This window comes from Salinisphaera sp. G21_0, from assembly GCF_017744115.1.
Lineage (GTDB): Bacteria > Pseudomonadota > Gammaproteobacteria > Pseudomonadales > Endozoicomonadaceae > Endozoicomonas.
In genome coordinates this window covers 20,897-47,698 of the sequence record NZ_JAGHQW010000046.1, presented here as the reverse complement: position 1 = coordinate 47,698, position 26,802 = coordinate 20,897, and the positions used below count along the sequence as shown (strand labels likewise).

The 26,802-nt window shown below is 48.7% G+C and carries 28 protein-coding genes; 12 read left to right on the top strand and 16 right to left on the bottom strand.

The window, feature by feature from the left end; genetic code table 11:
- From J7439_RS19150 to J7439_RS19130, 5 genes are all read right to left on the bottom strand, one after another.
- A partial coding sequence (locus J7439_RS19150) for an Ig-like domain-containing protein (RefSeq protein WP_209203553.1) occupies positions 1 to 815 on the bottom strand: 815 nt, incomplete at its 3' end.
- A 64-nt stretch (positions 816 to 879) separates the two neighbouring features.
- Positions 880 to 2,205, bottom strand: coding sequence for an HlyD family type I secretion periplasmic adaptor subunit (locus tag J7439_RS19145; protein WP_209203552.1), 1,326 nt, complete (start codon positions 2,203 to 2,205; stop codon positions 880 to 882).
- A gap of 1 nt (position 2,206) precedes the next feature.
- Positions 2,207 to 4,051 carry a type I secretion system permease/ATPase gene (locus J7439_RS19140; protein ID WP_209203551.1) on the bottom strand — a complete coding sequence of 615 codons (1,845 nt, stop codon included), beginning with the start codon at positions 4,049 to 4,051 and terminating at the stop codon, positions 2,207 to 2,209.
- A gap of 233 nt (positions 4,052 to 4,284) precedes the next feature.
- Positions 4,285 to 4,746 carry a nucleoside deaminase gene (locus J7439_RS19135; protein ID WP_209203550.1) on the bottom strand — a complete coding sequence of 154 codons (462 nt, stop codon included), beginning with the start codon at positions 4,744 to 4,746 and terminating at the stop codon, positions 4,285 to 4,287.
- A gap of 273 nt (positions 4,747 to 5,019) precedes the next feature.
- Positions 5,020 to 5,289, bottom strand: coding sequence for a hypothetical protein (locus tag J7439_RS19130; RefSeq protein WP_209203549.1), 270 nt, complete (start codon positions 5,287 to 5,289; stop codon positions 5,020 to 5,022).
- Between the two features lie 215 nt (positions 5,290 to 5,504).
- On the opposite strand from J7439_RS19130, the gene J7439_RS19125 reads away from it, so the two are divergent.
- The 3 genes from J7439_RS19125 to J7439_RS19115 all read left to right on the top strand — a co-directional run bounded on the left by J7439_RS19125 (position 5,505) and on the right by J7439_RS19115 (position 7,813).
- Complete coding sequence (locus tag J7439_RS19125; RefSeq protein WP_209203548.1) at positions 5,505 to 6,104, top strand: glutathione S-transferase family protein; 600 nt, start codon at positions 5,505 to 5,507, stop codon at positions 6,102 to 6,104.
- Between the two features lie 98 nt (positions 6,105 to 6,202).
- The gene (gene pyrF / locus J7439_RS19120; RefSeq protein ID WP_209203547.1) at positions 6,203 to 7,030 is read left to right on the top strand and encodes an orotidine-5'-phosphate decarboxylase; all 828 of its coding nucleotides are present in this window, start codon (positions 6,203 to 6,205) and stop codon (positions 7,028 to 7,030) included.
- 144 nt (positions 7,031 to 7,174) lie between these two features.
- Positions 7,175 to 7,813 (top strand): hypothetical protein, encoded by a 639-nt coding sequence (locus tag J7439_RS19115; RefSeq protein ID WP_209203546.1) that lies wholly within the window; start codon positions 7,175 to 7,177, stop codon positions 7,811 to 7,813.
- A gap of 1 nt (position 7,814) precedes the next feature.
- Here the strand turns inward: J7439_RS19115 and J7439_RS19110 are convergent, their stop codons facing one another.
- The 3 genes from J7439_RS19110 to J7439_RS19100 form a co-directional block, all read right to left on the bottom strand.
- Complete coding sequence (locus J7439_RS19110) at positions 7,815 to 8,663, bottom strand: ABC transporter ATP-binding protein (protein WP_209203545.1); 849 nt, start codon at positions 8,661 to 8,663, stop codon at positions 7,815 to 7,817.
- A 17-nt stretch (positions 8,664 to 8,680) separates the two neighbouring features.
- Positions 8,681 to 9,580 (bottom strand): ABC transporter permease, encoded by a 900-nt coding sequence (locus tag J7439_RS19105; protein ID WP_353623086.1) that lies wholly within the window; start codon positions 9,578 to 9,580, stop codon positions 8,681 to 8,683.
- 158 nt (positions 9,581 to 9,738) lie between these two features.
- The gene (locus tag J7439_RS19100; RefSeq protein ID WP_353623085.1) at positions 9,739 to 11,079 is read right to left on the bottom strand and encodes a CmpA/NrtA family ABC transporter substrate-binding protein; all 1,341 of its coding nucleotides are present in this window, start codon (positions 11,077 to 11,079) and stop codon (positions 9,739 to 9,741) included.
- A gap of 478 nt (positions 11,080 to 11,557) precedes the next feature.
- On the opposite strand from J7439_RS19100, the gene can reads away from it, so the two are divergent.
- On the top strand, positions 11,558 to 12,217 hold the full coding sequence (gene can / locus J7439_RS19095; RefSeq protein ID WP_209203557.1) for a carbonate dehydratase: 660 nt from the start codon (positions 11,558 to 11,560) through the stop codon (positions 12,215 to 12,217).
- A 151-nt stretch (positions 12,218 to 12,368) separates the two neighbouring features.
- Here the strand turns inward: can and J7439_RS19090 are convergent, their stop codons facing one another.
- A complete protein-coding gene (locus J7439_RS19090; protein ID WP_209203542.1) occupies positions 12,369 to 13,502 on the bottom strand; it encodes a phosphatase PAP2 family protein in 1,134 nt (377 codons plus the stop codon).
- 191 nt (positions 13,503 to 13,693) lie between these two features.
- On the opposite strand from J7439_RS19090, the gene J7439_RS19085 reads away from it, so the two are divergent.
- Both J7439_RS19085 and J7439_RS19080 read left to right on the top strand, forming a co-directional pair.
- On the top strand, positions 13,694 to 14,227 hold the full coding sequence (locus J7439_RS19085; RefSeq protein ID WP_209203541.1) for a cytochrome b: 534 nt from the start codon (positions 13,694 to 13,696) through the stop codon (positions 14,225 to 14,227).
- Between the two features lie 155 nt (positions 14,228 to 14,382).
- Positions 14,383 to 15,261: an ankyrin repeat domain-containing protein gene (locus tag J7439_RS19080; protein WP_209203540.1), complete on the top strand. Its 879-nt coding sequence runs from the start codon at positions 14,383 to 14,385 to the stop codon at positions 15,259 to 15,261.
- A 107-nt stretch (positions 15,262 to 15,368) separates the two neighbouring features.
- On the opposite strand, the gene J7439_RS19075 is transcribed toward J7439_RS19080, so the two are convergent.
- The 3 genes from J7439_RS19075 to truC form a co-directional block, all read right to left on the bottom strand.
- A complete protein-coding gene (locus tag J7439_RS19075) occupies positions 15,369 to 16,421 on the bottom strand; it encodes a Fic family protein (protein WP_209203539.1) in 1,053 nt (350 codons plus the stop codon).
- Between the two features lie 258 nt (positions 16,422 to 16,679).
- Positions 16,680 to 17,114, bottom strand: a complete 435-nt coding sequence (locus J7439_RS19070; RefSeq protein WP_209203538.1) for a YajG family lipoprotein — start codon at positions 17,112 to 17,114, stop codon at positions 16,680 to 16,682.
- A gap of 32 nt (positions 17,115 to 17,146) precedes the next feature.
- Positions 17,147 to 17,899, bottom strand: a complete 753-nt coding sequence (gene truC / locus J7439_RS19065; protein WP_209203537.1) for a tRNA pseudouridine(65) synthase TruC — start codon at positions 17,897 to 17,899, stop codon at positions 17,147 to 17,149.
- 224 nt (positions 17,900 to 18,123) lie between these two features.
- On the opposite strand from truC, the gene J7439_RS19060 reads away from it, so the two are divergent.
- Positions 18,124 to 18,372, top strand: coding sequence for a hypothetical protein (locus tag J7439_RS19060; protein ID WP_209203536.1), 249 nt, complete (start codon positions 18,124 to 18,126; stop codon positions 18,370 to 18,372).
- A 121-nt stretch (positions 18,373 to 18,493) separates the two neighbouring features.
- Here J7439_RS19060 and J7439_RS19055 read toward each other — a convergent pair whose 3' ends face one another.
- A complete protein-coding gene (locus J7439_RS19055; protein ID WP_209203535.1) occupies positions 18,494 to 18,838 on the bottom strand; it encodes a hypothetical protein in 345 nt (114 codons plus the stop codon).
- 243 nt (positions 18,839 to 19,081) lie between these two features.
- Positions 19,082 to 20,056 (bottom strand): hypothetical protein, encoded by a 975-nt coding sequence (locus tag J7439_RS19050; RefSeq protein ID WP_209203534.1) that lies wholly within the window; start codon positions 20,054 to 20,056, stop codon positions 19,082 to 19,084.
- 306 nt (positions 20,057 to 20,362) lie between these two features.
- Here J7439_RS19050 and J7439_RS19045 point away from each other — a divergent pair, with 306 nt between their 5' ends.
- Positions 20,363 to 20,629: a hypothetical protein gene (locus J7439_RS19045; RefSeq protein WP_209203533.1), complete on the top strand. Its 267-nt coding sequence runs from the start codon at positions 20,363 to 20,365 to the stop codon at positions 20,627 to 20,629.
- On the opposite strand, the gene J7439_RS19040 is transcribed toward J7439_RS19045, so the two are convergent.
- Positions 20,626 to 21,459: a Cof-type HAD-IIB family hydrolase gene (locus J7439_RS19040; RefSeq protein ID WP_209203532.1), complete on the bottom strand. Its 834-nt coding sequence runs from the start codon at positions 21,457 to 21,459 to the stop codon at positions 20,626 to 20,628. The genes J7439_RS19045 and J7439_RS19040 overlap by 4 nt on opposite strands.
- A gap of 317 nt (positions 21,460 to 21,776) precedes the next feature.
- Between J7439_RS19040 and J7439_RS19035 the strand changes: the two genes are divergently transcribed.
- Complete coding sequence (locus J7439_RS19035; protein ID WP_209203531.1) at positions 21,777 to 22,841, top strand: OmpA family protein; 1,065 nt, start codon at positions 21,777 to 21,779, stop codon at positions 22,839 to 22,841.
- A gap of 74 nt (positions 22,842 to 22,915) precedes the next feature.
- On the opposite strand, the gene J7439_RS19030 is transcribed toward J7439_RS19035, so the two are convergent.
- On the bottom strand, positions 22,916 to 24,658 hold the full coding sequence (locus J7439_RS19030; RefSeq protein WP_209203530.1) for a hypothetical protein: 1,743 nt from the start codon (positions 24,656 to 24,658) through the stop codon (positions 22,916 to 22,918).
- A 285-nt stretch (positions 24,659 to 24,943) separates the two neighbouring features.
- On the opposite strand from J7439_RS19030, the gene J7439_RS19025 reads away from it, so the two are divergent.
- From J7439_RS19025 to J7439_RS19015, 3 genes are all read left to right on the top strand, one after another.
- Positions 24,944 to 25,396, top strand: a complete 453-nt coding sequence (locus J7439_RS19025; RefSeq protein ID WP_209203529.1) for a hypothetical protein — start codon at positions 24,944 to 24,946, stop codon at positions 25,394 to 25,396.
- Positions 25,383 to 25,655: a hypothetical protein gene (locus J7439_RS19020; RefSeq protein WP_209203528.1), complete on the top strand. Its 273-nt coding sequence runs from the start codon at positions 25,383 to 25,385 to the stop codon at positions 25,653 to 25,655. Before J7439_RS19025 ends, J7439_RS19020 begins: the two co-directional genes overlap by 14 nt.
- Before the next feature lie 365 nt (positions 25,656 to 26,020).
- Positions 26,021 to 26,767, top strand: a complete 747-nt coding sequence (locus J7439_RS19015) for a hypothetical protein (RefSeq protein WP_209203527.1) — start codon at positions 26,021 to 26,023, stop codon at positions 26,765 to 26,767.
- The last annotated feature ends 35 nt before the right edge of the window (positions 26,768 to 26,802 follow it).

Here is a 26,802-nt window from a genome sequence, read left to right as displayed (position 1 = left end):
GCCTCGCGCAGGTCGATCACCGGCTTGCTGATCGTGGTGTCGATCGTCACCGCCAGCGGCGCGGAGCTCGCCTCGTTGCCCGCCCCGTCGGTCACTTTCACCGTCAGGCTGTAGTCCCCGTCCGCCAAGTCGCTGCCCGGCGTGAAGGTCCAGTTGCCATTGCCGTCGTTGACCGCATCACCCAGCTTGGTGCCGTCGTTAAACACTTCCACCTTGCTCTGGTCACTGTCGATCTGGCCCAGGTCGAAGGTCGGGCGTTTTGCATTGGTCAGGTTGTCGCTGCTGGCCTCGCCGCTGTCGCTGGTGAAACGAAGATCAATAGTTGGATTAGAGATTATGCTGTCAAGATCAATGAGCTGCTCTTCTGTTGTTTGAACCAGCAGAAGATTATCTGCCTCAAAAGTATCAAAACCCGCCTCCGGATCCACCTGAATACCACTGAGATCGAGAATAGTCTGGCTGCCAAAACCTGAATTACCCTGACCATCGGGCTGGCCTGTTGCGGGTAGAGGAGTATCCGGAAGTTCAAACTGTTCCGCTTCTATTTCTATTTCTGCATCGTCTGGCAGGAAATCCTGATAGAAGGCGGTAAAGCTGAACTCATCATTATTGCTCAGTTCAAGCACCTGGCCATCAAACAGGTCGATATGAATAAACCCGTCGGCTCCGGTTATGACTGTTTCGTTTGGGTAGACGACATCACCAGCCTGAAGTACACGACGATTTCCGTCAGGGGTAATGGCCTCAACCTTGCCAATGGCAAAGTGAATGGATCCGGCAGATTTACTGGCAGTAGCTTCCTGAATAGTGTCCACGACTGGCTCCTTTTTATTGTTCCCGGGCAACTCCGGCCCTGTGTCAGTTATCAGATCAAAATTTTTATCGTTCGCTAAAGGCCAGCTGTCTGGCTCTCAACACCGGCTTTAACAGGTACTCAAGGAGTGTTTTCTTGCCGGTTAAAATATCTACTGAGGCAACCATCCCGACGATAACGGGGCGGCTGTTATCACCTTCATTGCCCAGGTGGCTCTTGTCGGTTTTGATTCTCGCCAGATAAAAGCTTTCGCCCTGTTCATCCGTGATGGTGTCGGCACTGATATGCGTCAGTTCTCCATCAAGGCCGCCGTGGATAGTAAAGTCATAGGCGGTAAAGCGAACCGTGGCTTTCTGGCCCGGGTGCAGAAAGGCAATATCCTGTGGCCGGATTCTGGCTTCGACCTCAAGAGTGTCGTCTACGGGGATAAGCTCCATCATTACCATACCTGGCTGGACAACACCGCCTTCGGTGTTGACAAGAATCTGCTTTACCACGCCTTTCATTGGTGCCTTGACCCGGGTACGTTCAACCTGGTCACTGACGGCGGTTTCTTTTGCGCTGAGTTCATGCAGTTGGGCAAGGGTTTCGTTTAACTCTACTCGCGCTTTATTGACGAAGTTCAGCCGTGCCTCATTAATTCGTTGTTGTGTCTCTTCCTGTTGTGCAGCGATCCGCTCCAGATTTTTCTCGGCAATGAGTTTTTCACCCCGGGTATCACTGACCTGTCGTTCAAGACGGAGCACTTCGACTCTGGACACTGCGCCTTCTGCAGATAGATCACGGGCAAGCTGGAGTTCTTCATCCAGCAACGCAAAACGGCGTGCCAGCATCTCTCGCTGAGCTTTTGTCTCAAGTGTCTGTTTCTTCTGCTGGGTCAGCTGTTGCTGATAAACACCAATACTACTGCCCAGTTCCAGCTGACGATGATGAAAGAGTTCCTTCTCGCGGTCGGCAAGCACCGGCACGTTCGCAGTCAAAAGCTCAGGCATGACCGGCTCTCCGCCTTCCACTTCTGCCAGCAAACGAGCCCTTCTGGCCATCAATGCATGACGGTTAGCCAGCTGGCCCTGGCGGGTGGAGGTAAACCGGGTGTCGTCCATCACCATCAGCACCTGCCCCTGTTCCACCAGTTCACCTTCAGAAACCAGAATATCATCAACAATACCACCCTCCATATTCTGGACATTCTGCACCTGGCTGGAAGGAATCACTTTGCCTTCTCCACGGGTAATCTCGTCCAGCTCACACCAGCCTGCCCAGAGGATAAAAGTCAGAAGACAAAGGGCAACTGTCATGATCAGTGGGCGGCTTCCCCTGGTGATTTTATTGATTTCCGCCTCGCTGGCAGCATGCCAGCCAGAGCCTTGATGGTTGGTGAGGTCACTCATTTCAAGTCACAACCTCCTCTGCGGTCTTCGGTGCAGAATGTTGAGCCTTGTTCGCCCCTCTAAGCACATCATTGGTACTGCCACTGACACTGATTTTTCCCTGATCAAGCACCACAATATGGTCCATCGCATCCAGCAGATTCATTTTGTGTGTCACCAGTATGACAGTGGTCTCTTTCAGTTCCAGAAGTAGCTGGCGAAAACGCGCCTCTGCCTGTGAGTCCATGGCACTGGAAGGCTCATCCATAATAATGGCCAGCGGGTTTGTCACCAGGGCCCGTGCCAGGCCAACAGCCTGAGCCTGACCACCGGACAGATGCCGTCCGCCCTCACCCACCATAAAATCCAGGCCTGCACTGCCCGCCTGGATAATGTCCTGCAAACCGGACTGCTCCAGTGCTCGCACAATATCGCTGTCGCTGATCCCTTCACGGTGCATGGTGATGTTGTCACGCAATGACGCGTTAAACAGTTCTGTGCGTTGCCCAACATAGCCTACATGACGGCGAAACCAGTTCGGATCAATCTGACGAAGATCCATACCATCGACACCAATCAACCCTTTGCTAGGCTCCCGGAGCCCCATCAGCAGTTGCAGGAACGTGCTTTTTCCAGAACCCATCCGCCCGAGAACGGCCAGCCTGGTTCCCGCCGGAATCTGCAGATTTATATCACTCAACAGGTCAGGAGCATTCGGATAGGCAAACGACATATTATTGATATAAAAATGCCCCTGAAACCTATCAGGCCGGAGCAGTTTGCGCTCCTCTGGATACTCCTGGGGAAGGTTCATGATCTGCCCGGTATGATCCAGTGCCTGCACCGTTTTTTCATACTGGTTCAATAAGCCAATCACCTGTGAGACAGGGGCAGCACAGCGACCGGAAATCATCATGATGGCGATTAACCCGCCCATGGAAAGATCACCCACACTGATGAGATAAACACCGGATATAACCAGTGCAACAGTGTTCAGCTGAAGCATTAATGTGGTGACCTGGCCGGTAATGGTCTGCAGATGACGTATTTTAAGCGAGGCATCAGCAACCTCCCGGTTCATTTTGCTCCACTGTTTCTGATTCTGGCTTTCAACATTACAGCTCTTCACCGAAATCAGCCCGAGTAACAGCTCCATTAAAAAGTTCTGCCGCTGGGCTGAAGCCCCCTGTTGCCGGACAATAACGGACTGAAGAGGCCTGTTCAGCAGCCAGGCTACGGTCAGGGCAATACCAATGCAAACGACCGGAATGATTACCAGCCAGCCACCCAGCCAGACCACCAGCCCAAGAAACAGCACAACAAACGGCAAATCGATGAACGCCATGACCGTTGTCGAGGTAATAAAAGAGCGAACGCTGTCAAACTCGGCCAGCTGATTCATAAGATGACCCGCACTGCCGGGGCGACTGGATAGCTTCAGCCCTAACAGGCGATCCATTAAGCGGGAAGACAGGGTAAGATCAACCTGTCGTCCAGCCAGATCAATATAGCGGGATCGGATCAGTCGAATAACGGCCTCAAAAAAGAACGCAAGGACAACGCCGGTTGCCAGCATCCACAGCGTTTCAAATGCCTGGTTAGGTACAACCCTGTCGTATACATTCATAACAAACAGAGGGGATACCAGGGCAAAGAGATTGACCAGCAAACTGGCCAGCAGCACATCCCTGTAGACACGCCAATAAGGAGCAAGGGCATGCCAGAACCATGGGTAGAGAGAAGCCTGCTTATTGTTATAAGTGGTTTCTTTGTTGGTTGTATGCACTTTAATTCTTGTTGTTAGTTGAAACGTGGCTACTGCTGGATGACGGGTAATCTTCGGCTCAGGGAGCAGCAAATTATCCATTGCACGAAAAAATCTGGTTTTGGCATCATCAGTAAATCAAAGTAACCTTAGCCAATCCGCAAAAAATGTGAATTCGTGCACATTTTTACCATTTTATAAGTATTATTACCATCCAAACTCACTTGACCCGGGAAAGTCAGCCGATTGAGATCAGCAGAGTTTTTTGTGGCGGAAGGAATAATAAAAACTTTTGGATGATAAGAATGGCAAGCAAGAGACAGGCAGTAATACTTTTATGACGGGTGCGGCCAGAACTCCATGATCAGCTCGGAGGCTCGCTCTTCTTCAAACGGGCCAACAACATCGATGGTCGGGTGACAGCATTTAAAAATCTCATGGCAATCTATATCAATAGACTGTCCTGATATTTGCTGGAGCGTTTTGCCACTGCAACCAAATACGACTTTAGAGATGCCTGCCCAGTAAATAGCGCCAGAACACATGGCACAGGGCTCAGAATTTGTGAACAGTGTGCACTGTTCCAGTTCATGCTGAGAGAGTATCTGATGAGCCCTGGAAATCAGATTCATCACTGAATGCCGGGTCACATCATTATCGGCAATGGACGTATTTCCCGCCTCTATGACTACACGACCTTCCTGTGCAAGCAGTGCTGAAAATGGCAGCTGGCCATGATCAGCACTTTGCCTTGCCAGTTCTATGCTGTGTAACAGCAAGGATGAATACTCATTCATAAAACATGACTCATGTTTAACAGCGACTTTAAATCAGCAGTGTAGCCCGTATAAAACTGTCGTGCAGGTTAATTTTCATGGCATTCATGCCTGTTCAATAACGAAAGCATGCTCATGAAATCAGCCAGCTGGTGACAAATAATATTCAGGGTATGGAGTTTACGCCTTTCGACTCCGCTCAAGGCGAACGGAGTTTAGAGGTCAAGGAAGGAGCCCATCAATTCCATTGAGCCGTGTACCAGGAGGCTGACCGAGAACAGGCGGCCCTACTACTTACAGATCTTCAGCCCACGGCATTTCCGGCAAAGCATCCAGATTAGTGTTATACCGCTGTTCATTGAACGCCGCCTGATGATTAACCACGTCCAGCAGCTCAACACACAGGGCGCAGGCGATGTACTGAATGGCTTCTTCCCGCTCAATACCTTCCAGCATCAGCCTCATCAGGGTCTCCTTTACCCTTGGCGGGTTATTTTCCGCCAGCTGGTTTTCAACTATTTCGATGATAGCCTCACCACTCATCAAATCATCGCTATCGATCATTACCATACACCCTGGAATTTTATAGAAAGCCTGCATTCTATCGAGAGTGGCATTTGAATGCTCACTGTGGATAGAACATGAATAATGTCGTTTACCTGTCTGCGTAGCAAAAGGGAAGCTTATCGCCCCATTCTTCTTCCACAAAATAGACTTGCACCGCCTTCGAATAAAGAGTACCAATGTCGGACAAAATTTTGGCAAACAGGAGGAAGCCTGTGTACAAAGTTTACGGAGATGCCCTGTCCGGCAACTGCTACAAGATCAAGCTGCTGATGAGCCACCTGGATATTGACTGTGAGTGGGAGCACACCAATATTCTGGGTGGCGGAACGCATACCGATGAGTTTCTGGCCATGAACCCCAATGGCAAGATTCCGGTCATGGCATTACCCGACGGGAGTTACCTGTGGGAGTCCAATGCCATTCTTAACTTTCTGGCTGACGGCACTGACTATCTCCCTTCAGACCCTTTCCTCAGGGCAAAAGTTCTCCAGTGGCAGTTTTTTGAGCAATACAGTCACGAGCCTTATATTGCAACGGCCAGGTTTATCGTGAAATTCCTTGGCAGACCCAAAAAGCATGAGGCTGCTCTGCAGGCCAAGAAAGCCAGTGGCTACAAAGCACTCCAGGTAATGGAGACGCACCTGGAGCATCATGACTGGCTGGTTGGTGACCAGATGACCATCGCCGATATCAGCCTGTATGGCTACACGCATATTGCACCGGAGGGCGGGTATGGCCTGACTGATTTTCCTTTTATCACGGCCTGGCTTAAACGGGTCAGGGAACATCCAAAGCATGTGAAAATGGGGTAATGGCTTTCACGCCTTCAGCCCCACCAAAGCATGTATAAAGGTAACGGATACTGCTAGACTCCCCGCTCAGCACTTTTTACCTAACGCTGAGGTTAACAATGGGGTTTCTTGATCGGGTTCAGGCTGCCATGGAGAAAAATAACACACTGTTGTGCGTTGGCCTTGACCCTTCACCCGAACACTTTCCTGCCGCTATTCAGGCGATGGACAAGCCCATCTTTGCATTCAATAAAGCCATTATTGATGCAACCGCCGACCTGGTCTGTTGCTATAAGCCCCAGGCGGCCTATTATCATGCCCATGGTGCTGAAGATCAGCTGGCCATAACCATTGATTACATTCGTACTCAATATCCGGCTATCCCGGTTATTCTCGACTCCAAGCGTGGTGATATTGGCAGCACTGCCAGCCAGTACGCCATTGAAGCCTTTGAGCGTTATCAGGCCGATGCAGTGACCGTAAACCCCTATATGGGGATTGATACCATAGAGCCATTTTCAAGCTATGCCGATAAGGGAACGGTGGTTCTGTGCCGTACCTCTAACCCTGGTGCTGCAGCTATTCAGAACCTGTCGGTTCACCAGGCCAATGGTGAGTCCGCCATGCTGTATGAAGTGATTGCCCGGATGTGTCAGGAGCAGTGGAATAAGCATAACAATATCCTGCTGGTTGTGGGTGCCACAAACCCAACGGAGCTAAAGCGTATTCGGGACATTACCGGAGATATGACGTTCCTGGTGCCGGGCCTTGGCGCTCAGGGCGGCGATGTGGAAGCAACCGTTAAAAATGGCCTGAACAGCAAAGGCCAGGGAATTATTGTGAACTCTTCCCGTGGCATTATTTATGCCAGTGGTGGCGATGACTTTGCTGAAGCCGCAAGGAACGCAGCGATGGAATTACGGGATCAGGTAAACCGCTATAGATAGCCCATGCTGATGGCTATTAACGAGAGTCGTTAATAGCCATCGGTAATTTAGCAAAAATTATTCTCACTGCGGCATGAACACCACGATCAGATTGATGTCTCTTTCATGGGTAACTTCTTTAAATTTGCCCAACAAGGTTGTTCCATGGACCGATCGTCACCAATACCTTTCTCTGTTGACCAATCAACCTCTTTTCCTGATCACCGACCGTCATCAGAAAACCAGTCAGAAGTACAAGCACTGAACAGGAGTTTGCGAAGAGAAGAGCCGGAAAAAATGCTCCCGGATAGTCAGACCAGGGGAGATCATGATCCATCAAAATCTTTAGCGTCTTTGCGAGCATCCCGGCATTCAGATCCGGAAGTTTCAGTCCGTCAGAAACCATCGACAACACATTCGGCTGCTGAAGATTCAGTGAAAAAAGTCAAAGACAAAACATTATTTTTTGAAGGGAAAATAGCAGAACAACAGACCCAGACATGTCAACCCAGGTCGCACAGTTCCCCTCACTTATCAAATCAACACTGTCAACCGGCACAAGTCAGTGCCGAAAGTCAGAGCATGCAAGACCTTCGTCATTATAGTGATCGCTCTTGTGCGCCATGGGAGCATGAGCTCAGTACCATTGGCCAAAACCCCACAGCATCAGCGTCCACACAGCAGCCAACAGAACCATCTGCCAAAACTCCCGAAAAGGTGAAGCAAGAGTTACAAGACGTGATTGATGATCTTTATGAATATCTTGTGCAGTTGGGTGCCAAGCCGGAGAGTGACTCTGTTTAGCTCAGGCAGCTTCATGCTGCCTGCTTTCCTGCACTTTTTTCCTGACCCTGGGTTTAACCATGGGCTCAACCTTTCTTTGCTTCTCATACAGGAATTTCAATACTTCGGAACGCAGTCGTGTATATTCCGGATCCTGTGCCAGCTCCAACCGGCCACGGGGCCTTTCCAGGTTGATCTCGAGAATCTCGCCCACCGTTGCAGCAGGGCCATTGCTCATCATCACAATACGGTCGGACAACAGAACCGCTTCATCTACATCATGGGTGATCATGATGACCGTGTTATTCAGCTCCTGCTGGATTTCCATCAGGGAGTCCTGCATGTGGGCGCGGGTCAGGGCATCCAGGGCACCAAAGGGTTCGTCCATCAACAGGATTTCCGGCTGCATGGCCAGTGCTCTGGCAATACCCACCCGCTGTTTCATACCACCACTGATTTCATCCGGGCGCTTATGCATGGCGTGATCCATATGCACCAGCTGAAGGTTATGCTCAATCCACTCTTTGATCTCTGCCTTGCCTTTGGTACGGCCAAACACCTGTTTTACCGCCAGCTCAACATTTTGGTAAGCGGTCAGCCAGGGCAGGAGTGAGTGGTTCTGAAAAACCACCGCCCGGTCCGGGCCGGGCTCGGACACCTCCCGGCCATTTAAAATGACACCACCACTGCTGGCCTGCAGAAGTCCCGCGACGATATTCAATACCGTTGATTTACCGCAGCCTGAATGGCCAATCAACGAGACAAACTCCCCTTTGGCAATTTTCAGGTCAACCCCTTTGAGTGCGGTAAAAGGGCCTTTCGGTGTATCAAACACCATATCGATATGACTGATATCCAGCAGTGTACTCATGAGCAGGGTTCCCTTTATTAATGAGTGGCTTTGCTTTTATCCCAGGAGGCAAAACGCTGGATGGCCAGCATGGCACGATCAAGGCCAAAGCCAATCACACCAATGACGATCACGGCAACCATAATGCGTGCCAGCGAGTTTGAGCTGCCATTTTGAAACTCATCCCAGACAAATTTGCCCAGCCCGGGGTTCTGAGCCAGCATTTCTGCCGCAATCAGCACCATCCAGGCCACCCCCAGGGAGAGTCGCATGCCAGTAAAAATCATCGGTACCGATGCGGGCAGTACAATTTTCTGAACGTGTTTCAGGGCAGGCAGTCGCAATACACGACTGACGTTTATCAAGTCACGGTCCAGGGAAGAGACACCCACCGACGTGTTAATCACCATGGGCCACAGACAGCAGAGCATCACGGTGATCATCGAATTTAAAAAAGACTTGGCTACCAAAGGATCAGGGCTGATGTAGAGTGCACTGACAACCATGGTCACCAGCGGCAGCCAAGCCAGGGGTGAAACCGGTTTGAATATCTGAATGATCGGGTTCACCGCGGCATTCAGGGTTTTATTAAGACCGATGGCGATACCAAGAGGTATGGCAACCAGGGCTGCCAGCAAAAAACCACTCATCACGGTGACCAGGCTGGTAGCGATCTGGTCAAGAAAGGTTTCCTTGCCGGTATAGGCCCGGATTTTCGGAACATAGTCAGGGTCTTTGGCGACACGGGCAGCATTGCGTTTTTCCTGCCGCTGATAGAAGGCTTCTGCCTTTTCCCGTTCGGTGACATGTTCCTGGTAGAGAGAGCCAAACTGCTCCCACACCACCACCGGACCGGGAAATTTGCCCAGGGAGGTATCAATATTCCGCGCAGCGCCCGACCAGATCAGCAGAAAGACAACGATGCCAATGATAGGCATCAGTACCGTGCTGAACACTTTACCGGGATTCACCGCAATGCCCAGCCCGGCAAGAAAAGACAACGGTGATGACTTGCCCTCATTCACTGACTGACTGACAACGGAGGCATCCGTCATAATCCACTCTCCTTATCTTCCCTCAAAGAGAGGCAACAGGATCAAATCCTGTCACCCTGCTTCAGACCGATGTTGAACTGGTTGATGTAGTCGTTTGGCTTTTTGCCGTTGTAGACCAGGTTGTCGATAAAGTGTGTCTGTGGATCACGGAACCCATCTTCTGACTCAAAGTCCGGAAAGTCCTGCAGCTTCACCAGCGCTTCATCCACCAGCGACAGTGCTGCTTTTTCATAGATATCCGGACGGTACACTTTGGCCGCCAGCTCCTTGTACCACTCATCGCTCTTGTCTTCTGAAATCTGCCCCCAGCGGCGCATCTGGGTGAGATACCAGATCGCATCGGAGTAATAGGGGTAAGTAGCGTTGTAACGGAAGAACACATTGAAATCTTCTACCGGTCGTTTGTCGCCTTTCTCGTACTCAAAGGTGCCGGTCATGCTGTTGGCGATGACTTCATAGTCAGCACCAACATAGTTGGATTGTGACAGGATTTTCACCGCCTCAGGCCGGTTGGCATTATCGTTGGCATCCAGCCACTGGGCTGCACGGATCAGGGCCCGTGTCAGACGTATGGTGGTATTGGGGTACTTGTTATAAAACTCCTCGGTAATCCCGAACACCTTCTCCGGGTTGTTTTTCCAGATCTCATAATCGGTCACCACCGGCACGCCGATATTCTTGAAGACCGCCTGCTGATTCCAGGGTTCGCCGACACAGTAACCATAGATAGTGCCAGCCTCCATGGTGGATGGCATCTGTGGTGGTGGTGTAACGGAGAGCAGGGCATCGGCATCAATCTGGCCAGAAGTATCCCCTTTATGAGGCGCATAAAACCCGGGGTGAATACCACCGGCGGCCAACCAGTAGCGAAGTTCATAATTGTGGGTAGAGACTGGAAAAACCATCCCCATATTAAATGGCTTGCCTTCAGACTGGAATTTCTCAACAACCGGTTTCAAGGCATCCGCCTTGATCGGGTGCTGAGGTCGACCATCGGCCATTTTTGGAATATTGGGTTTCATCTGGGCCCAGATCTCGTTGGACACCGTAATCCCGTTACCATTCAGATCCATCGAGAATGGCGTAATGATATTGGCCTTGGTACCAAAGCCCATGGTGGCCGCCAGAGGCTGTCCAGCCAGCATATGGGCACCATCCAGACGCCCGTCAATCACGCCATCAAGCAGCACCTTCCAGTTTGCCTGGGCTTCGATGGTGACATAGAGTCCTTCATCTTCAAAAAAGCCCTTCTCGTAAGCAATGGCAATGGGTGCCATATCGGTCAGCTTGATAAAGCCAATGGTCAGCTCTTCCTTTTCCGGATAGCCAAGCTCAAAGTCTGCCTTGGCACTGGCTTGCCCGGTGAAAGCACTCACCCCCATAACGGCACTGATGGCAGCAACCTTACTTAACCTGGCAACCTGCTGAACCGATGCCTTCTTAAAAGGCTTTAACCACTTCATTATTCCCCTCCCCTGGATAACTGACCTCTCTGCCTTGAACTGTGATCACCGTAATCAGGCATCACTCTTTTCCGGTATCAGTCAACGCACAGAGATCTACTGCCGGTGGTTGAGCAGAAAACATGCCAAATACCAGAAAACTTGATAACCAGCTGAATTTAATAGTGTTAGCTTATTCTGCCGAGCAAATACCTTGCCTTATTAAGCCCGTAAGAAAACTTCAGAGATGGCAACAACGGTGCGGCTACATCCACTGCACCCAAGCGCTTGCACTAATCTGGAACATCGCTACCGAATGCCCCGGTTACAAACCTCTTACATTTGAGTACTGGTTTTGCCAGAGCGGAGTTGCTATAACGTTTTCCAGTTATGGAACCGAATTATGGATCAGGAAACTATGTCCAGTCTGGCAAACCTCCTTGAAAACAATAACCAATGGTCCAAGTCCATTCGTGAAGAAAAGCCCGGCTTTTTTGAACAACTCTCTGAGCAGCAGGCACCCAAGTATCTCTGGATCGGGTGTGCCGACAGTCGGGTACCTGCCAACGAAATCGTCGGCCTTCTTCCGGGCGAACTGTTTGTGCACCGAAACGTGGCCAATGTGGTGGTTCATACCGACCTGAACTGTCTGTCAGTCCTTCAATATGCTGTGGACTACCTGAAGGTAGAGCACATTATTGTGACGGGGCATTACGGCTGTGGCGGTGTGCGCGAAGCCATGAACAACTCCAAACTGGGACTGATCGATAACTGGCTCAGGCATGTGCAGGACGTTAAGAAGAAGCACACTGAGCTGCTTGAGAATGCTGGCAGTGATGATGACCAGTTTCAGAGAATGTGTGAACTGAACGTTCTGGAACAGGTGCTGAACGTCTGTCAGACAACCATCGTTCAGGATGCCTGGGATCGTGGCCAGAAACTGACCGTAAACAGCTGGGTTTATGGTTTGAAAGATGGTCTGGTCAGGGATCTCGGTCTGAGCGTCGGTTCCAATGAAGACATCAATGTGCAGTACCCGGCCGCGATTGAGAACATCGCCAGCAAGCTGGAAGGGTGATTGCCCTGAGGTTGATAACATCGGCTGGAGTATACGGGAGCGGGTCACAAGATGTATTGTGATCCGCTTTCATCTGGTCATATGAAAGGTTTGCTGGTTCCTGAAATTTGCCAGCCTTCCAATCAAGATGGTGATTGTATTATCAATCCCATCACACCATCGCCTCTGCCTCTTGATTATCCCTATCCTGCATCGCCCCCCCTGCTTCAACAGGTCGACTATACACGTCATCGTCATAGTAATATCCGGTATTTTTATCCAATACAGCAACATGGTTAAAAACACCACTGCGAATATATGGGGAGCAAGCAGCGGCAATGATACCTATACCCGCGCCGACAGACACATCAAGAACATCATGTTTGGCCGCCAGAACCCTTAATGCTCCAGCCAGGGTTCCAAAACCCATGGCACCTGCAAAGGCAATAAGTCTCTTCCCGGCCGGTGAAGAAAGCGGCTGGTTTGAGAAGACTGCCATTTTTGACAGCAAGCGCTTGAAGGCAGAGGAAGACAGCGCCGCAGTATCTATAATGTTAAGGACAACCTGCGACCAGACAATAGCCGAAACTGACGCATGCCCCGAGGGCAGGGCCTTGAAATCATCCGGATCCATGCATAAGTTCCCATGGATATAGTCAGGATTCAGGACATAGGGACGTTCTTTATCAATTTTCGTTTTCAGATAATCAATAATACCGACGACACTTGCCACCAGGACCAGGGATTTCACCACTTCACTGGCCTCTGTACGGAGCATTTTTTTCGCCAGCTCCTTGAAATTATTTTCCATACGACCGGGTTCCAGCGTCTGCTCATTTGACTGTTTACCGGCATACAGCCGTGCTGCGAATCTGACAATGTGGCTGGCAAGCAGCGTCGCACATCCACCATACAAAACAATATCGCTTGCCACATCGACCCATTCCACTTCCGGTTTGTCATAACCCAGGCCAGGAATCGCCGATAGTGTTCCATTTCGTGAGCCTGAAGGCCCCCATTCACACCCGTTGGCGGTGGGCAGGCTATTGATGACCAGCAAGGAATAAACAACGGGTGCCGCAGACATCAGGCGAGTCATGAGGCGATTGCCTCCTTCCTGTGCCTGTTGAAGCCAGAGTTGGTCATCCGCTCCGGTCCGTTGCAATATAGACGTGACCCCGGATCTGAGGACAGCACCAAATCCTCTGAACTGTTTGGCATCATCAGGCTTATCGATGGACTGGTCAAAAGCGTTTTCTGAAACGTCACCACAGGCTTGCAATGGTGTTGTTGAGACAATATTCATAAGCAAAGATCTGACATTATTTGCCTACTCGTTAGTCCCAGATTGACATCACAAAGTTCCTTGCCTGAAGCGAAAAGACTCAACCAGGATGATTGAGCAACGGTTACGCTTTGATACAACCTCATATCTATAGCACCGAAACACTATAATAAATTATGATATCTTTTAACTAAAAAAAGCAGGGCAAACCGATGAGCAACTCTGATAAATACCCCGTACTCATGCGCCTGATGCACTGGACTGTCGGTCTTCTTATTTTGGGCATCATTGGTGCGGGCTGGTATATGGTCGGCCTGGAAGATAACGTCAGCTACAAATACGACATTTACCACTTACATAAATCCTTCGGTGTTCTGGTGATCTTCCTGCTGTTCGCCCGTCTGGTGATTCGCTGGGCCAGCAAGATTCCGAAACTACCGGACAGCATGCCCACTTATCAGAAAAAACTTGGAACACTGGTACACTGGCTCCTCTACCTCTTTATGTTCCTGGTACCGGTGAGTGGCTACCTGATGTCTGACGCTGCCGGTCGTAAGGTGCCGCTGTTCAACCTGGTCATGCCCAGCTTCCTGGAAAAGAATCCTGAGCTGGCGGGCCGACTCCACGATATCCACGTCATTATTCCCTATGTTCTGTTGGGCATTGTGGCACTGCACATTCTGGCCACCATTAAACATCGTTACTTCGATAAGCCTGAGCATGATGTTCTGCATCGGATGCTTTAAATGGCTCCCCGGGTCAGCTCCGGTTAAGGTGCTGATCCGGGAAAACAGAAAATACGATTTCATTTGGTTAACTATTTATAATCACACCTTCTGAAACTATCGACTCTGATATTGGTCTAAACGGTTTTAACGTGTCTAAAATTGAGGAGGATATTTTGGATACCAAGGCAAAACCGCTCTCACCTGCCCCCACTAACGAAAATAGATATCTCTCTACCAGTGATGCCAATAGTGGTGCAGGTCTGGAAGAGCGACTGGCAAGCATTACGACATCCTGTCATCAAGCCGAGAGGGATGAATCTCACCAGCGTACTTTACTCCAAAGAGCTTTATATCCCGCTGAATGCCCACCTAAATTACCTGTAAACACTCAGTTACAGTTACTGACCTTAATTGGGGAATATCCTGATAAAGATGGGGATGTTCTTTTACATATGGCAGCGGTGCATGAAAAACTGCCAGTGGCTCAATTATGGAAAAATGCCTTACCCCAACATTTTAACAGTGATTTAAATCAACAAAATCATTTAGGACAAACACCATTACATGTTGCGATCTGTAATAATGACCTGCCGATGATCAGTTTTTTACTTGAAAATGGTGCATCTGTCTTAATACATGAGGGAAGCGGTAGAACAGCCATTCATTTTGCTTGCCAGTACGGGACGATAGAAACGCTTAACCTGATACTTCAACGTATCGAACAGAGCAGCTTGCCCGCCGTTCTCAATGCAGAAACATGCAATGGGGGGTTAAATAGCCTTCTTTTTTTTGTAAGCCAACATAATCCTGTCAAGGTAGGTCAATTCCCGGTTGTTGATTTGCTGATTAAGTATGGTGCAGATCCCAATCATCAGGACAAATGTTCCGGAAAAACGCTCATTCATTACCTTGCTGATCAAAATAATGTTGCACTTTATCAATACCTGCAAACCAACTACGGCTCAACAATAGACTGGAATGCTGCTCGATATGACGGAGGCCGAGTTTCCTTGCAGGACGGCATCTTTGTGTTTGAAAAAGAGGAGCTTTAGGGTTTACAGAACACGTTCAGATCAGGAAGAGGCATAGAAGAAACCACGCTCATAAGAGGTGATTTCTCTACTGATTTACTTTCCTTCGCTGTTCTCACCCTGCCCGGTCAGGGGTTATTACACTTTTGCCACTGGGCACCACGCCCTCTGCCTACTGGCTCCAGCAAGCCTTCAGTGCGCATCTGCTGAACCACCTTTTTGACCAGTTCCCGACTGACCGTGGGGATTTGCAGGCAAATATCCGCAATGGAAAAAGCATGACTGGTCTGCTCAATGGCCATCCTTACCAGCTGCGATTTGGGCGCGCGACTGCCCTGCCACTGCAAAGTATGAATTTTATCTTCCAGTTCTTCGTAAGCACGAATCAGGGTATTCAGGAAAAAATCGATCCATGGCATCGGATTGTGTTGCCCTTCATGCCAGCCTTTTACACTCAGCTGTAACGCCCTTTTATAGGCCTGTTCATGCTTTACCAGAACCCGCTCAAGGCTAATCAGCTGGGCCACCTGATAACCGTTAAGCGCCAACATCATCGCCATGATCAACCAGGCGATACGGGCATTGCCATCGCTGAAAGGGTGAATACAGAGAAAATCCAGTACAACAGTTGGTATCAGTAACAGGGGCTCAACCTGGTGCTGAAGCCCTTCATCGTAATAGGCAACCAGCTCATCCATGGCTCCGGCAATGGCCCTGGCGGGCATGGTTCGATATAGAACACCAATTCTCTGCCCCTTGCTGTCCCGCTCAACAATCTCTTTATTGGTAACCCGCCAGCGTCCGCCTTCGTGGGGCACATGGGCATATAACATGGCATGCAGCTGGCGGATAAGGCTAACCGACAGGGTCATGTGTTCGCCCGGCTCAACCACAATCTCCAGGCCATCCCGGTAGCCGGCAACCTGCCTCTCAACCGGTGCAGTCGGACGGTATTCCCGGTGCACCAGCTTACGAACCAGCTCTCTGGAAGCGACAATGCCATCCAACCGGCTGCTGTATTCCACAGACTCCAGTACCGCAACCTGACGGAGCGTATCCAGAACCTCCGGCTGCTGACGAATAGTGACCAGCTGGCGGCCTCTGAACTCTCCCAGTTGCCTGAACAGACCCAGCTGATAACTGCTGAAGACATAACCGGATAAATGCTGCAGTGTTTTCATACAATACGACTAAAATATAATAGGTATTTATCGGGTACAAGGCTGAGAAACAAACCGCAGCTTTAATTATTACCCATTAAATTCAGAAATTTAAGAAAAATTCATAAATAGGATATTTATTGGATAATATTTAATCAAACTCGTAAAAACACCTATCCATCAGCAGGACTGAGGTCAGACAAACACTTCAAGGGGAAATTTAAGGAAAGAGAAAGGTCGCTCGCAAAACCAACCAGATGACTTTGCGAGATCGATGGATTAAAACTTACAGACTTGTACACACATCAAATTGCACACCATGGCGTCCGGATCATTTCGACAGGATGATGCGCAAGGGCTGAATTCACCACCCAGCTCGGTACAGGTTTCTTCTGCCATGAACTCACACTCCTGGTGCTCTTCCAGCCAGCGGCTTTCTTCCGTAGCGATGCAAGCCAGAACATTCTCAGGTCCTGTTGCGGTGATCCGGGCAGGAATAGAGCGGGTCATGCGAACATCCTTCAGGACACCTTGTTTGCTCAACGCCATAACTTGCTGCATAACTGGATCCGGGGTCATGGTGGAACCGGTAAACTGACGGGTTACGACGGCTTCCGGCTTTTCTGCATTAACCTGCTGTGACTCCTGGGTTGATGCACAACCAGCCAGAAGAATGGCCAGTGACACCAGCATTCCAGACATTATTTTTTTCATTGGTATACCTCAATCCGGTCAAAAAAGGGCATTTATACCGTGAGATTTGGCATTGTCCAGCCAAATCGCTGCAAAAGTTGATCAAACACACTATCCATAGGTGCATAAAAAGTGATGGGCTTACCGGTAACCGGGTGGCTCATTGCCATGAGAGAACAGTGCAGCAGTAATCGGCCCGCAGCAAAGTTCTCGGCAAAATACCGATTATGGTTTCCCTTGCCGTGTTTTGCATCACCAATAACAGGATGGGCAATATGCTTTAAATGCCGACGAATCTGGTGCTTGCGACCGGTTCCGGGCTTTGCCTCCACCAGCGAATAGCGGCTGCATGGGTATCGATCAATGGCTATTGGCAACTCAACCGTCGCCAGCCGACGATATTCGGTGACCGCTTCCTGGGCAGGTTTATCCTGGCGTGCCTTGCGATCGGCTATTTTATCCAGTTTTTCCTTCAACGGGTGGTCAATCACACCGGACTCAGGCACATAGCCCCTGACAATGGCATGATAAATTTTACTGATACGGCCTTCCTGAAACTGCTCACCTGCCCGTTTGGCAACTTCGGACGACAGAGCAAACACAAGCACTCCAGACGTTGGTTTATCCAGTCGGTGAAGGGGAAACACTGGTTGACCGATCTGATCCCTCAATAGCTGAATGGCAAAGCGGGTTTCATGACGATCAATCATGGAGCGGTGCACCAGCAAGCCGGAGGGTTTGTTGATAGCCACCAGCCATTGATCCTGATAGATAATATCAAGTTGTTCCGCAGGCGCTTCGATCATGCCTTTTGTCCAACAAAAAAAGTCCACAAGAATAACTGATAAATCAGAACAGTGCTGGAAAAGTGACATTGAGAAAAAAGCGATTATTTGCTGCTTATTGTCATTAACTATCCCGACACTCTTTCACTTTTCTGCTCTTTGGTCGCTATACATCTTCACTATTGCTTAACCCCTTAATAACAGGGGCTGGGAATAGGTCTGCTTACTATCAATGGAGAACAACCATGAAAAAGACACTATCTGCCATCGTAGCTTCTTCTGTCATTCTTTTCAGCGCCAATGCTTCAGCGGATCGGGACTATGCTGCTCAGGCCATGGAAAGACATGGCATGGAAAAACCGGTATCAATGCCTGTTATGAATGTGGTGAATGCGATGAGTAACAGAGAAGCACTGGACTCTATTACTGTTCCTACAAAGCATGAAGAGCTACAGGCCAGAATGGAAGAGCTTGCTGAAAAAAGAGAAAATTAATTTTCTCTTTTTAGCAATATGGTTGTGGTCATCACAACCATATCTTGCCATTCTGGTATCTCCCACCTTCCTGCCACTGACGGTTATTTCTTTGTTGTCTGGAACTAGTCGGTATCCGGCTTCAGAGCAGATCAGCAACATCAGCCCTTAGCAGCGGCTCCTTGCCAAGATCAAAACCGGCAACCGCAATATGCAGGGTAAACAGCTGCTTCAGGGTGGCAAAGTCTCTCGGCCCGGGCCACTTGTCTTCATCCTCAGTCCACACAGAGAACTCATTCTCCAGAATGGCGTGCGCTTCTTCACTGACACCATCGACCAGACTCTCTTCAGATTCATGCTCGTCAAACAGATAAGCACCACCTTCAAAGTCCCACGTCTGAGGCAGCTCGGCATCCAGGCTTGTTACCCAATCGATGAACGCTGTTTTTGGCTTCAGGGTTATGACACAACGGTTAATAAACTTCATTTTTTACCTGTCTAATCAATCGGTAAAGTAGTGAGATTAATAGATAATATAAGTCGGCAGATTAGCACTCTTTTGGGAAAACAGGACAGGAAAGTCGACAGTGCATTATAAAAGTGTTGGACCCGTTGTAAGCAACTAAAAACTCAGTTATTTCACGAAACCGTACCACCAGAGGTTGATCTACCGCATCAGAGTACTCAGCCCTGATGCAATGAAAAACCGGGACACCAGGAGCCTGCCCGTCTAAAGAGTTTTCTTGTATGGAGTGCTCCCATAAATTTCCACTAATTTCTCTTGCGAAGCTTTAATATCTTTATTCAGCTGCTTTAGCTCTTTGGATATTTCTTCATTCTGTGATATGAGCGATTGTTTTTTATCACGAAGCAATTTGTTATCAGTTTTAGATTTGGTTTTTTCATCTAACTTTCTTTTTCTGCAGTTTCGGGCGGCAATCTTATTTCTACCCCTTCTTCTAATATCTTTTGCCAACAGGCAAATCCAATTATCAGTTTCTCTTTCAATAATATTATTGAATTTTTTAATATCCATATCAGCAATATCCTGAATACTATAGTACTGATTGTTAGTTATTATCCCTGCTACCAGTGACCTCATAGCTTTAACACTTTCAGCTGTGGCTACAGTGTTTTTTGTGGACTTTAAAGGAGTACACGAAGGGTTTTGACTGACAGGTTTGCTGTCCACTGCATTAGGATTAGGATTAATATCCATTTCTTCCGGTGGATCAGTGGGCATCTGCATTGTCTTTTTAACAGAAGATAAATCCACTGCATCTTTCGCAGAACCTGAACCATTTTCACTGTTATCCTGACCTGGGCAGGGATTATTATCATCTAGCGGCATTAGAGGTGTTCCCAGATAATAATCTGGATCAAGTAGGTTCTGCGTGCTTTTATCGGCTGCGCGTAAAGCTTCATCAAATTCACCCGCCAAATCAGGTTTATATCCAGCAGCATTTGATAACGTTGGACTGCATGGTAATTCACTGTTATTTACTGGCAATGTCGTTGGCGTAGTCACAATTTGGATAGAATAATCAGCCAAATGCCTATTGTACTGATCGAATTGGTTACCCAAATAACCGATAAATCCTTTATCAACAGGTGCTGTGACAACGTCACTTACTCCAGAATGATTCAGGGCAGTTGGAACGTTTGATAGGTGTCCCATAAATGCATCTGATACAGGTCGCGGCATTGTTAACCTCCTTGTCATTTATTATCTTGTAGTTTGTTGATAATTAAAGCAATAAGCTGGTTCTGTATTGATCGCTTCATTAAGGCTTTCAAGGAGCCTGTGAAGTTCACAAAACACACCACTGCTGATAATTAGTACCTTTTTTGAGACATTAGTTCCGCAAAAAGTATAAGATGCCAGATGATCAAGCATAACTATGAAGCCCGTCCAAGGCAGAAAAATATAGTTATTCAAGAACTTTTTCCGACAATCGCAGTCTAAGCACTACAGGTAACTCAGAGGTTGGTGATAAGGTGATAAAGGAACATGAATATAAAGACGCTCGGCTCCCTGCATCAACAACGTCCACCAAAAGAAGATAAAAAGCCACCACCTCCTGCGAAGCACAAAGTAATGGGTGAAATCAAAGCGGTTAAGAAAGAGAGTACATCCCCATATTTCACTTACAATGGCAACCAGATGGTTGAAGTGGATGATGATTCACTTTATGGGGACTTGAACCGATTATTCAGAAAACTCAGGATCAACAAGACAGAGGGCAATATCACGCTTAAAGAACCCGATAAGCGCTAAGTTGCCTGACTAACCAAATGACTGTTCAGAATATGGTCGATGGTTTCAAGAACGCCCTCTTCATTATTGGCCGGAGCTAAATAACGGGCAACCTGTCGGACCGTGTCATTGGCATTATTCATGGCAAAACTGAAACCTGCCTTTTGCAGCATTTCCAGATCATTGCCACTATCGCCAAAGGCAGCCACTTCATGGTCAGCAATGTTCCACTGTTCCTGCAACAGATGAATACCATGTGCCTTATGAACACCGGGAATGATCAGGTCAATCCACTCGTGGCCACTGGTGACTGACACCAGCACATCCCCCAGTGTCTCTTTAGCCCCTGCCAATACGGTATCGTGTCTGGCTGGAGACATTTTGATGGCAATTTTAAGAATTGTGTCGTCGATATCCTGATAGCCCTGTATCAGCTCAAGACGCTGGTAATGATTGCGGGCATTGGCTACTTCTTCAGGATCAGCCGTATGCAAAACATAGGCACTGTTGCAGCCGCAGATAATGGCAGTTACCTCTTGCAGGCTTTCCAGAAACGGGTAGACACGGACCAGGGTTGCCGTGGCAATATCCGCAACAAACAGCTCCCGCTGACCGTCGTGTACATAACCGCCATTTTCTGCAACATAGGCAATATCGCCAGCATCAATATCCTCAAAATAGGAGCGCAACTTGTAATACTGGTTGCCACTGGCCACGACAAATCGAATACCCCTGGCTTTCAGGGTTTTGAACTGCTCCAGAAAACGTTCACGGTTATACGTTTTGTTATCATTCAGAAAAGTGCCATCCATATCGACAGCGATCAATTTAATTCCGTTGTAGCCTGTCATTCTGTTGTTATCTCTGTGGGTAAAATTGGCATGATATTGCGCAAACTACAGCAGCCTGATCCGGCTTTAAATAGGGAAAATTACCGCTGATTTCCGGGTATTGCAGCATCAACACCGCAAACCTCGTGGAAACCGGTTTTGCCACCCAGACTTATCGAGCCATGGGCAGGGACTACCCATGACTTGAGTGGCCTTTATGGGTGCAAGTACAAACACATAATGACAAAGTATTTATTCCAGCGTAAAAATCACGTAATCTCCTCCCCCCTCTGGCGCATGCGCCCTTAAAGACACACACAACACACAGAGAAGACATTATGAAAGTGCAAGGTTTCGCACGCTCATTGATTGCCATTGCTATCGGCGCAACCCTCAGCAGTTCGGTAATTGCCAGTGAAATGGCATCACAGGCAGTGGATAAAGGGCTGACATTCACTGTCGGTGGTGCCTGGAACGATCTGGACAGCTATCGCGGCCTTGATAACGCATTGGCACCGGAAATCGCTATTGGCTATCGTCTGAACGACCGCTTCAGTGTTGAAGGCATCTACTCTCAGTACTCCACAGAGCAGAAGACAGGCCCGGATGCAGATCTTAAAGAATTCCGTCTGGACGCATTCTACGACCTGACCCCATGGGATGGTTCTCTGACCCCTTACCTGGTTGCCGGTATTTCTGAACTGGAAGCCGATTATGAGATGAATGGCAAACACGACGACACTCGTATGAATGCCGGTTTTGGTTTGCGCAAAGCCTTTACTCCCAACCTCGCCATCCGTGGTGATGTACGTGCCGTTCGTACTCTGGATTACGCCCAGACAGAAGCCATGGCTAATGTCGCTCTGACCTGGACTTTCGGAAGCGTCGCCAAGGCAGCAGAACCCGTTGCGATGGTTGAGCCGGTTCAGGAAGAAGTGGTTGCCAGGGTTGAACCTGCCCCGGTTCTTGATGCAGATAACGACGGCGTACTGGACAAGGACGACCTGTGCCCGAATACCGCCGCAGGCATTACAGTTGACCAGACGGGCTGTGAGCCAATGACAGCCATTGACCTGCTGGTAAATTTTGACTTCGACTCCGAAACCATTAATCCAGAAGGCATTGACCAGATCGCCAAAATGGGTGAATTCCTGCAGCGCTACCCGAACGTTCGCATCCGTATTGAAGGCCATACCGACGCACAGGGAAAAGCGACTTACAATGAACAGCTGTCTGTTCGTCGTGCCGACATCATCCGTCAACAGCTGATCGACACACACGGTGTCGACGCAGGACGTATTGATGCGGTGGGTATGGGTGAGAGCAATCCTGTTGCCAGCAACGATACCGCCGAAGGCCGCCAGCAAAACCGTCGTGTAACTGCTGAAGTGATTGGTTCTTAAGAGTATCTGAGAGGCTGTTCGGGAATGGGTGACCTGCCACGCAGGGCAGCCTGTCCCGGACAGCCTCACAGCAATCACTTGGGAGCGCTGGTGTTTTTGGCCTGCTTCGGCAGAAAAAGCGTAATATAAGCCTCCCTGATACGGCAGCCGCTCATAAACACCTGACAGAAATCAGTGATATCATCGATACTGGACGAACACTGGACAGATACCGATTTTCTTTTCATATTCACCAGGTACAGTTGGTCCTCATCACAGGCCAGCACCAGAATTTCATTAGGTAAAGCGAATGCCCAAGGTTCCAGCTGGATCTGAATATAGCCTGTTGTTGCCAGTGACCCATGAATCTTTTTCACGCAATCAGCCACTTGCCGTTGCAGACGAATATTTTCTGCCTGGGTCTCTTCCCTGCCGAACCCTTGCGAAAGCTTCAGCCTGGAACGGATGATTTCATCGTGCTCCGGGAAATAATCAAGGTCATTCAGACGGGCCATCAGGTCCTTGACCGTCAGTTGAGTGTTGCGAAATTTGCCGTCAATCAGTTTATCCAGCAGCACAACCTTGCTTGCATCCTCTTTTTGGATACGTTGCATGCCAAGGCTCTGGGCAGCGGCCAGAAGAATTTCCCGGTAATTTTTTGACTGTCCACCGACGCCCATATCCCTGGGGGGGAAACGCTGAATAAACTCCCTGATATTGATGTTATCCAGACCGTCGGCATCCGATTCTCCTTCATTGGTCGATCGGACAAACATAACCTGGTCAGCTTCACTGGTCAGAATAAGAAACCGAAGGTATTTCACTAGCTGGGTACCGCTGGCAAAAACCCCAAAAATCAGGCGACCATGGGGATGTTTCGCTATTGGCTCATCGGTAGTAGTTAGCCATATCAGACGATTGTCAGATGGGTGACGAAAAACTTGTGACACAGGTGAGAGCTGTTGTGGCAAACCCGTTATTTTATTCTGGAATGAACAGACGAAAGTAACAAAGAGCCGATGGGACGGTGCCAGCTGATCCAGGTGATGCTGCATAGCGGTAAAAAACGCATTGGTCTCATCAGGCTGGTCAATGTTCGTCTGCTTGCCACAAAGATGGCCTTTGCTATCGCATATTTCCTGCCATTCAGGCACCACACCGGCGTCCATCATCTGTGTCACAAAATGATACCCACTCTGCATTGCCAGAGCTTCCATCTCTTCCAGCATAAAGGGCTCGGCAAAGAGACGTGCAAAAGTACCGGTCATGCTGTACAGATCGAGGTTATTTGAGGGGAGAAAGGCTGGTTGGACAGAATAATCAGCCCGGAATGACACCGCTTCCGGAGTCTCCAATCGCGCTTTCTTGAACGTGTCCCGTTGGGAAACTCTTCCGGCATCAACATATTGCTGGGTGTAGGGCCCTGATAGCCCGGATGGACCCGGAATCGTCACCAGTGATCCTGTTTCTTCACTGGTGAGATCGATGACAGACTCGGTCGATGCACGCTTACCAGCAGCTACTTGAGGCGCTGATTGAAAAAGACTCCAGTCGTATTTCTTTACCTCTTCGGCAAACTGCATATCCTGGTAAAAATTGACATAAGTTGCCCGGCAGCCTGAGCACCCAAGCACATCCCTGGTCGCGAGAGAACAGCAATTGTGGTACATGTGTTCGCAACAACGGGATACCATAAAGGGAGGAGACTCAATAAATTGTCCGCATAGTTGACAAGATCGACGCCGGACAATGGCGTCGGGTGGTGGTTCCAGCTCCCTGGTTTGAGCGCTGGTACTTGGAACTGGCGTATTTACCGACTGGGCACGGCTGGCATCCACAGCTTCTCTCCTCTATTGGCTCCTATGACTTGTTTACAAACAGGTCCCTCTGATTCACCTTTCAGTTTTAATTATCAGCAAGATCTGTCAACTCATAGCAAGGAGGGCCATGTAGCCAGATTATGTCTGTATCCTGCGCAGACCGTTATGACCTGACCTGCCGTTCCAAGTCAAAAAAACCAAGGTTAATAGTGATAGGTAGTATTCTTACTGCTTGAAAGTCCAATTGTGTTTAGGGCTTTTCACCCCTGTTTCTTGCATGCCCTAAAACCAGGAGTCGTTTCCATGCCCTTACAGCGTTCCACTTCTCTCCAAAACCTCGCACAACCCCGGTACGTTCATGAGCTGGCCAGCAGAGCAGCTCCCGAACAACCAAGCATTGCACAAGCCGCTTTGCGTTTTGCCAATGTCCATACATCTTTAGGCTCTGGTAATATTGGGGTTGGTCATTTAAGTGCGATAAAACCCTGGACACCCAGCCTACCTGATGCAGATGAGGCCAATGACATCATCCATGCATCACGACAGAAAAGAAAAAAATACAACTTCGAAGAATATATCTCAGAAGTTAAAAAAGTTAAGGCGGGTAACTGTGGCGAAAAAAGCAATCTTGTTTGTTATTTTCTGTCACAACAACCCGGTCCACTGATCTACTACCGTGTCTCCCTCTGGCCGAATAGTCATTGCTTTGTGGTAATGGACCAGAAGCCCAGTGTAGAGGGGGGTGTTCCCCGATAATTTTAACGATTGGAATGACCAGGCCGTAATTATTGATCCATGGGCCGGTATCTGTGCACCCGCACGACACTACCCCGAACTCTGGCACATGAAGGTTGATACGATGGCCGCAGTGGGCATTGAACTAAGAACCCCTTCCCATGAAGAAGGCAATTGGCTGAAGGCTGATGTACCCTACTGGAAAAACATGCTGGAAAAAAATAAAAAATATGTGACTGCCAAACGCCCTCCGCTGCCATCTTGGTGTCGGCTGGTGTAGAGCCAGTCTATACCCGTCACCTTTCAAATGGTTACTAAGTGCCCAAAAAGCACTTGTCATCTCCATATTGAATTGTTTGTATTGAAGAGGAACTTTTAGAAGAAAGAATAGTCTTGAACTTTAATTCAACAATTCAATAATTTAACAGCTCAATGGATATTTTTAGCAGCTCACCGTCATTCAATCTTGCTTTTACCGATATTTATTTCGGCTCATTAGATTTAATTGAACAAAGGTATCAATTTGCTACCAGGGAACAACCCTCGACCTATCAGGGAAGGTCTGTTCAGCCCCTGTACACTTCTTGCTCTTTTTACCATCTTCAGTCAGGCATACACCAACAGAATCCTCACTATTTTCATTCATTGCATGAATTTGATATTGAAACTCTAATACTCTCCTATGCCGTCGACGCAGTGCTTCCTGAAATACCACAATCAGTTCTTGATGAACATATTCCCTGGCATTCTGGTAATGACCCCGATAAACGCTCATCAAAACCAAATATTCCTTTTATGCAGCAGATATGCTTATCAGGGAGTGAATCTGAGATCAAGGAGCCAACACCAGAGAGCCATTCAAGTCCAGCTGATCAGTTAACCAATCTTCCTGTCGTATCCTCTAACCTACATGATTTACCATCAATTACTGCAGCTAACCCGCTAAACCTGAATCAAACTGCAAGTGATAACCAAACGAACCTGGCAAGAGAAATTGTTGATGATAAAGCTTCAATAATTGAGCGCAGAAGGGTGTGCAAAAGGGAGTACATGAGACAGCTTCGCAGAAACCCCGTTTACCTTGAGCGCCAAAGGGAGCGCCAAAGGGAGCGCATGAGAGTGCTTCGCAAAGATCCCATTTACACCGAGCGCCATAAGCAGCGCCAAAGGGAGCGCTACCGGAATGATCCCGATTTTGCAGAACGCATAAGGAAGCGCCAAAGGGAGAACCAAAGAAAGCTCTACCTCGCAGAGCACAAAAGGAAGTACCAAAAAGAACGCCAAAAAGAGCGCAAAAAAGAGCGCTACCAGAATGATCCCGATTTCGCAGAGCGTGTAAGGAAACGCAGCAGGGAGTACAAAAGGAAGCTTCGCAAGAAATCCGGCTGTTGAAGATGGCTGCGCAGTTCATGTTTAGAAGGCGGAAT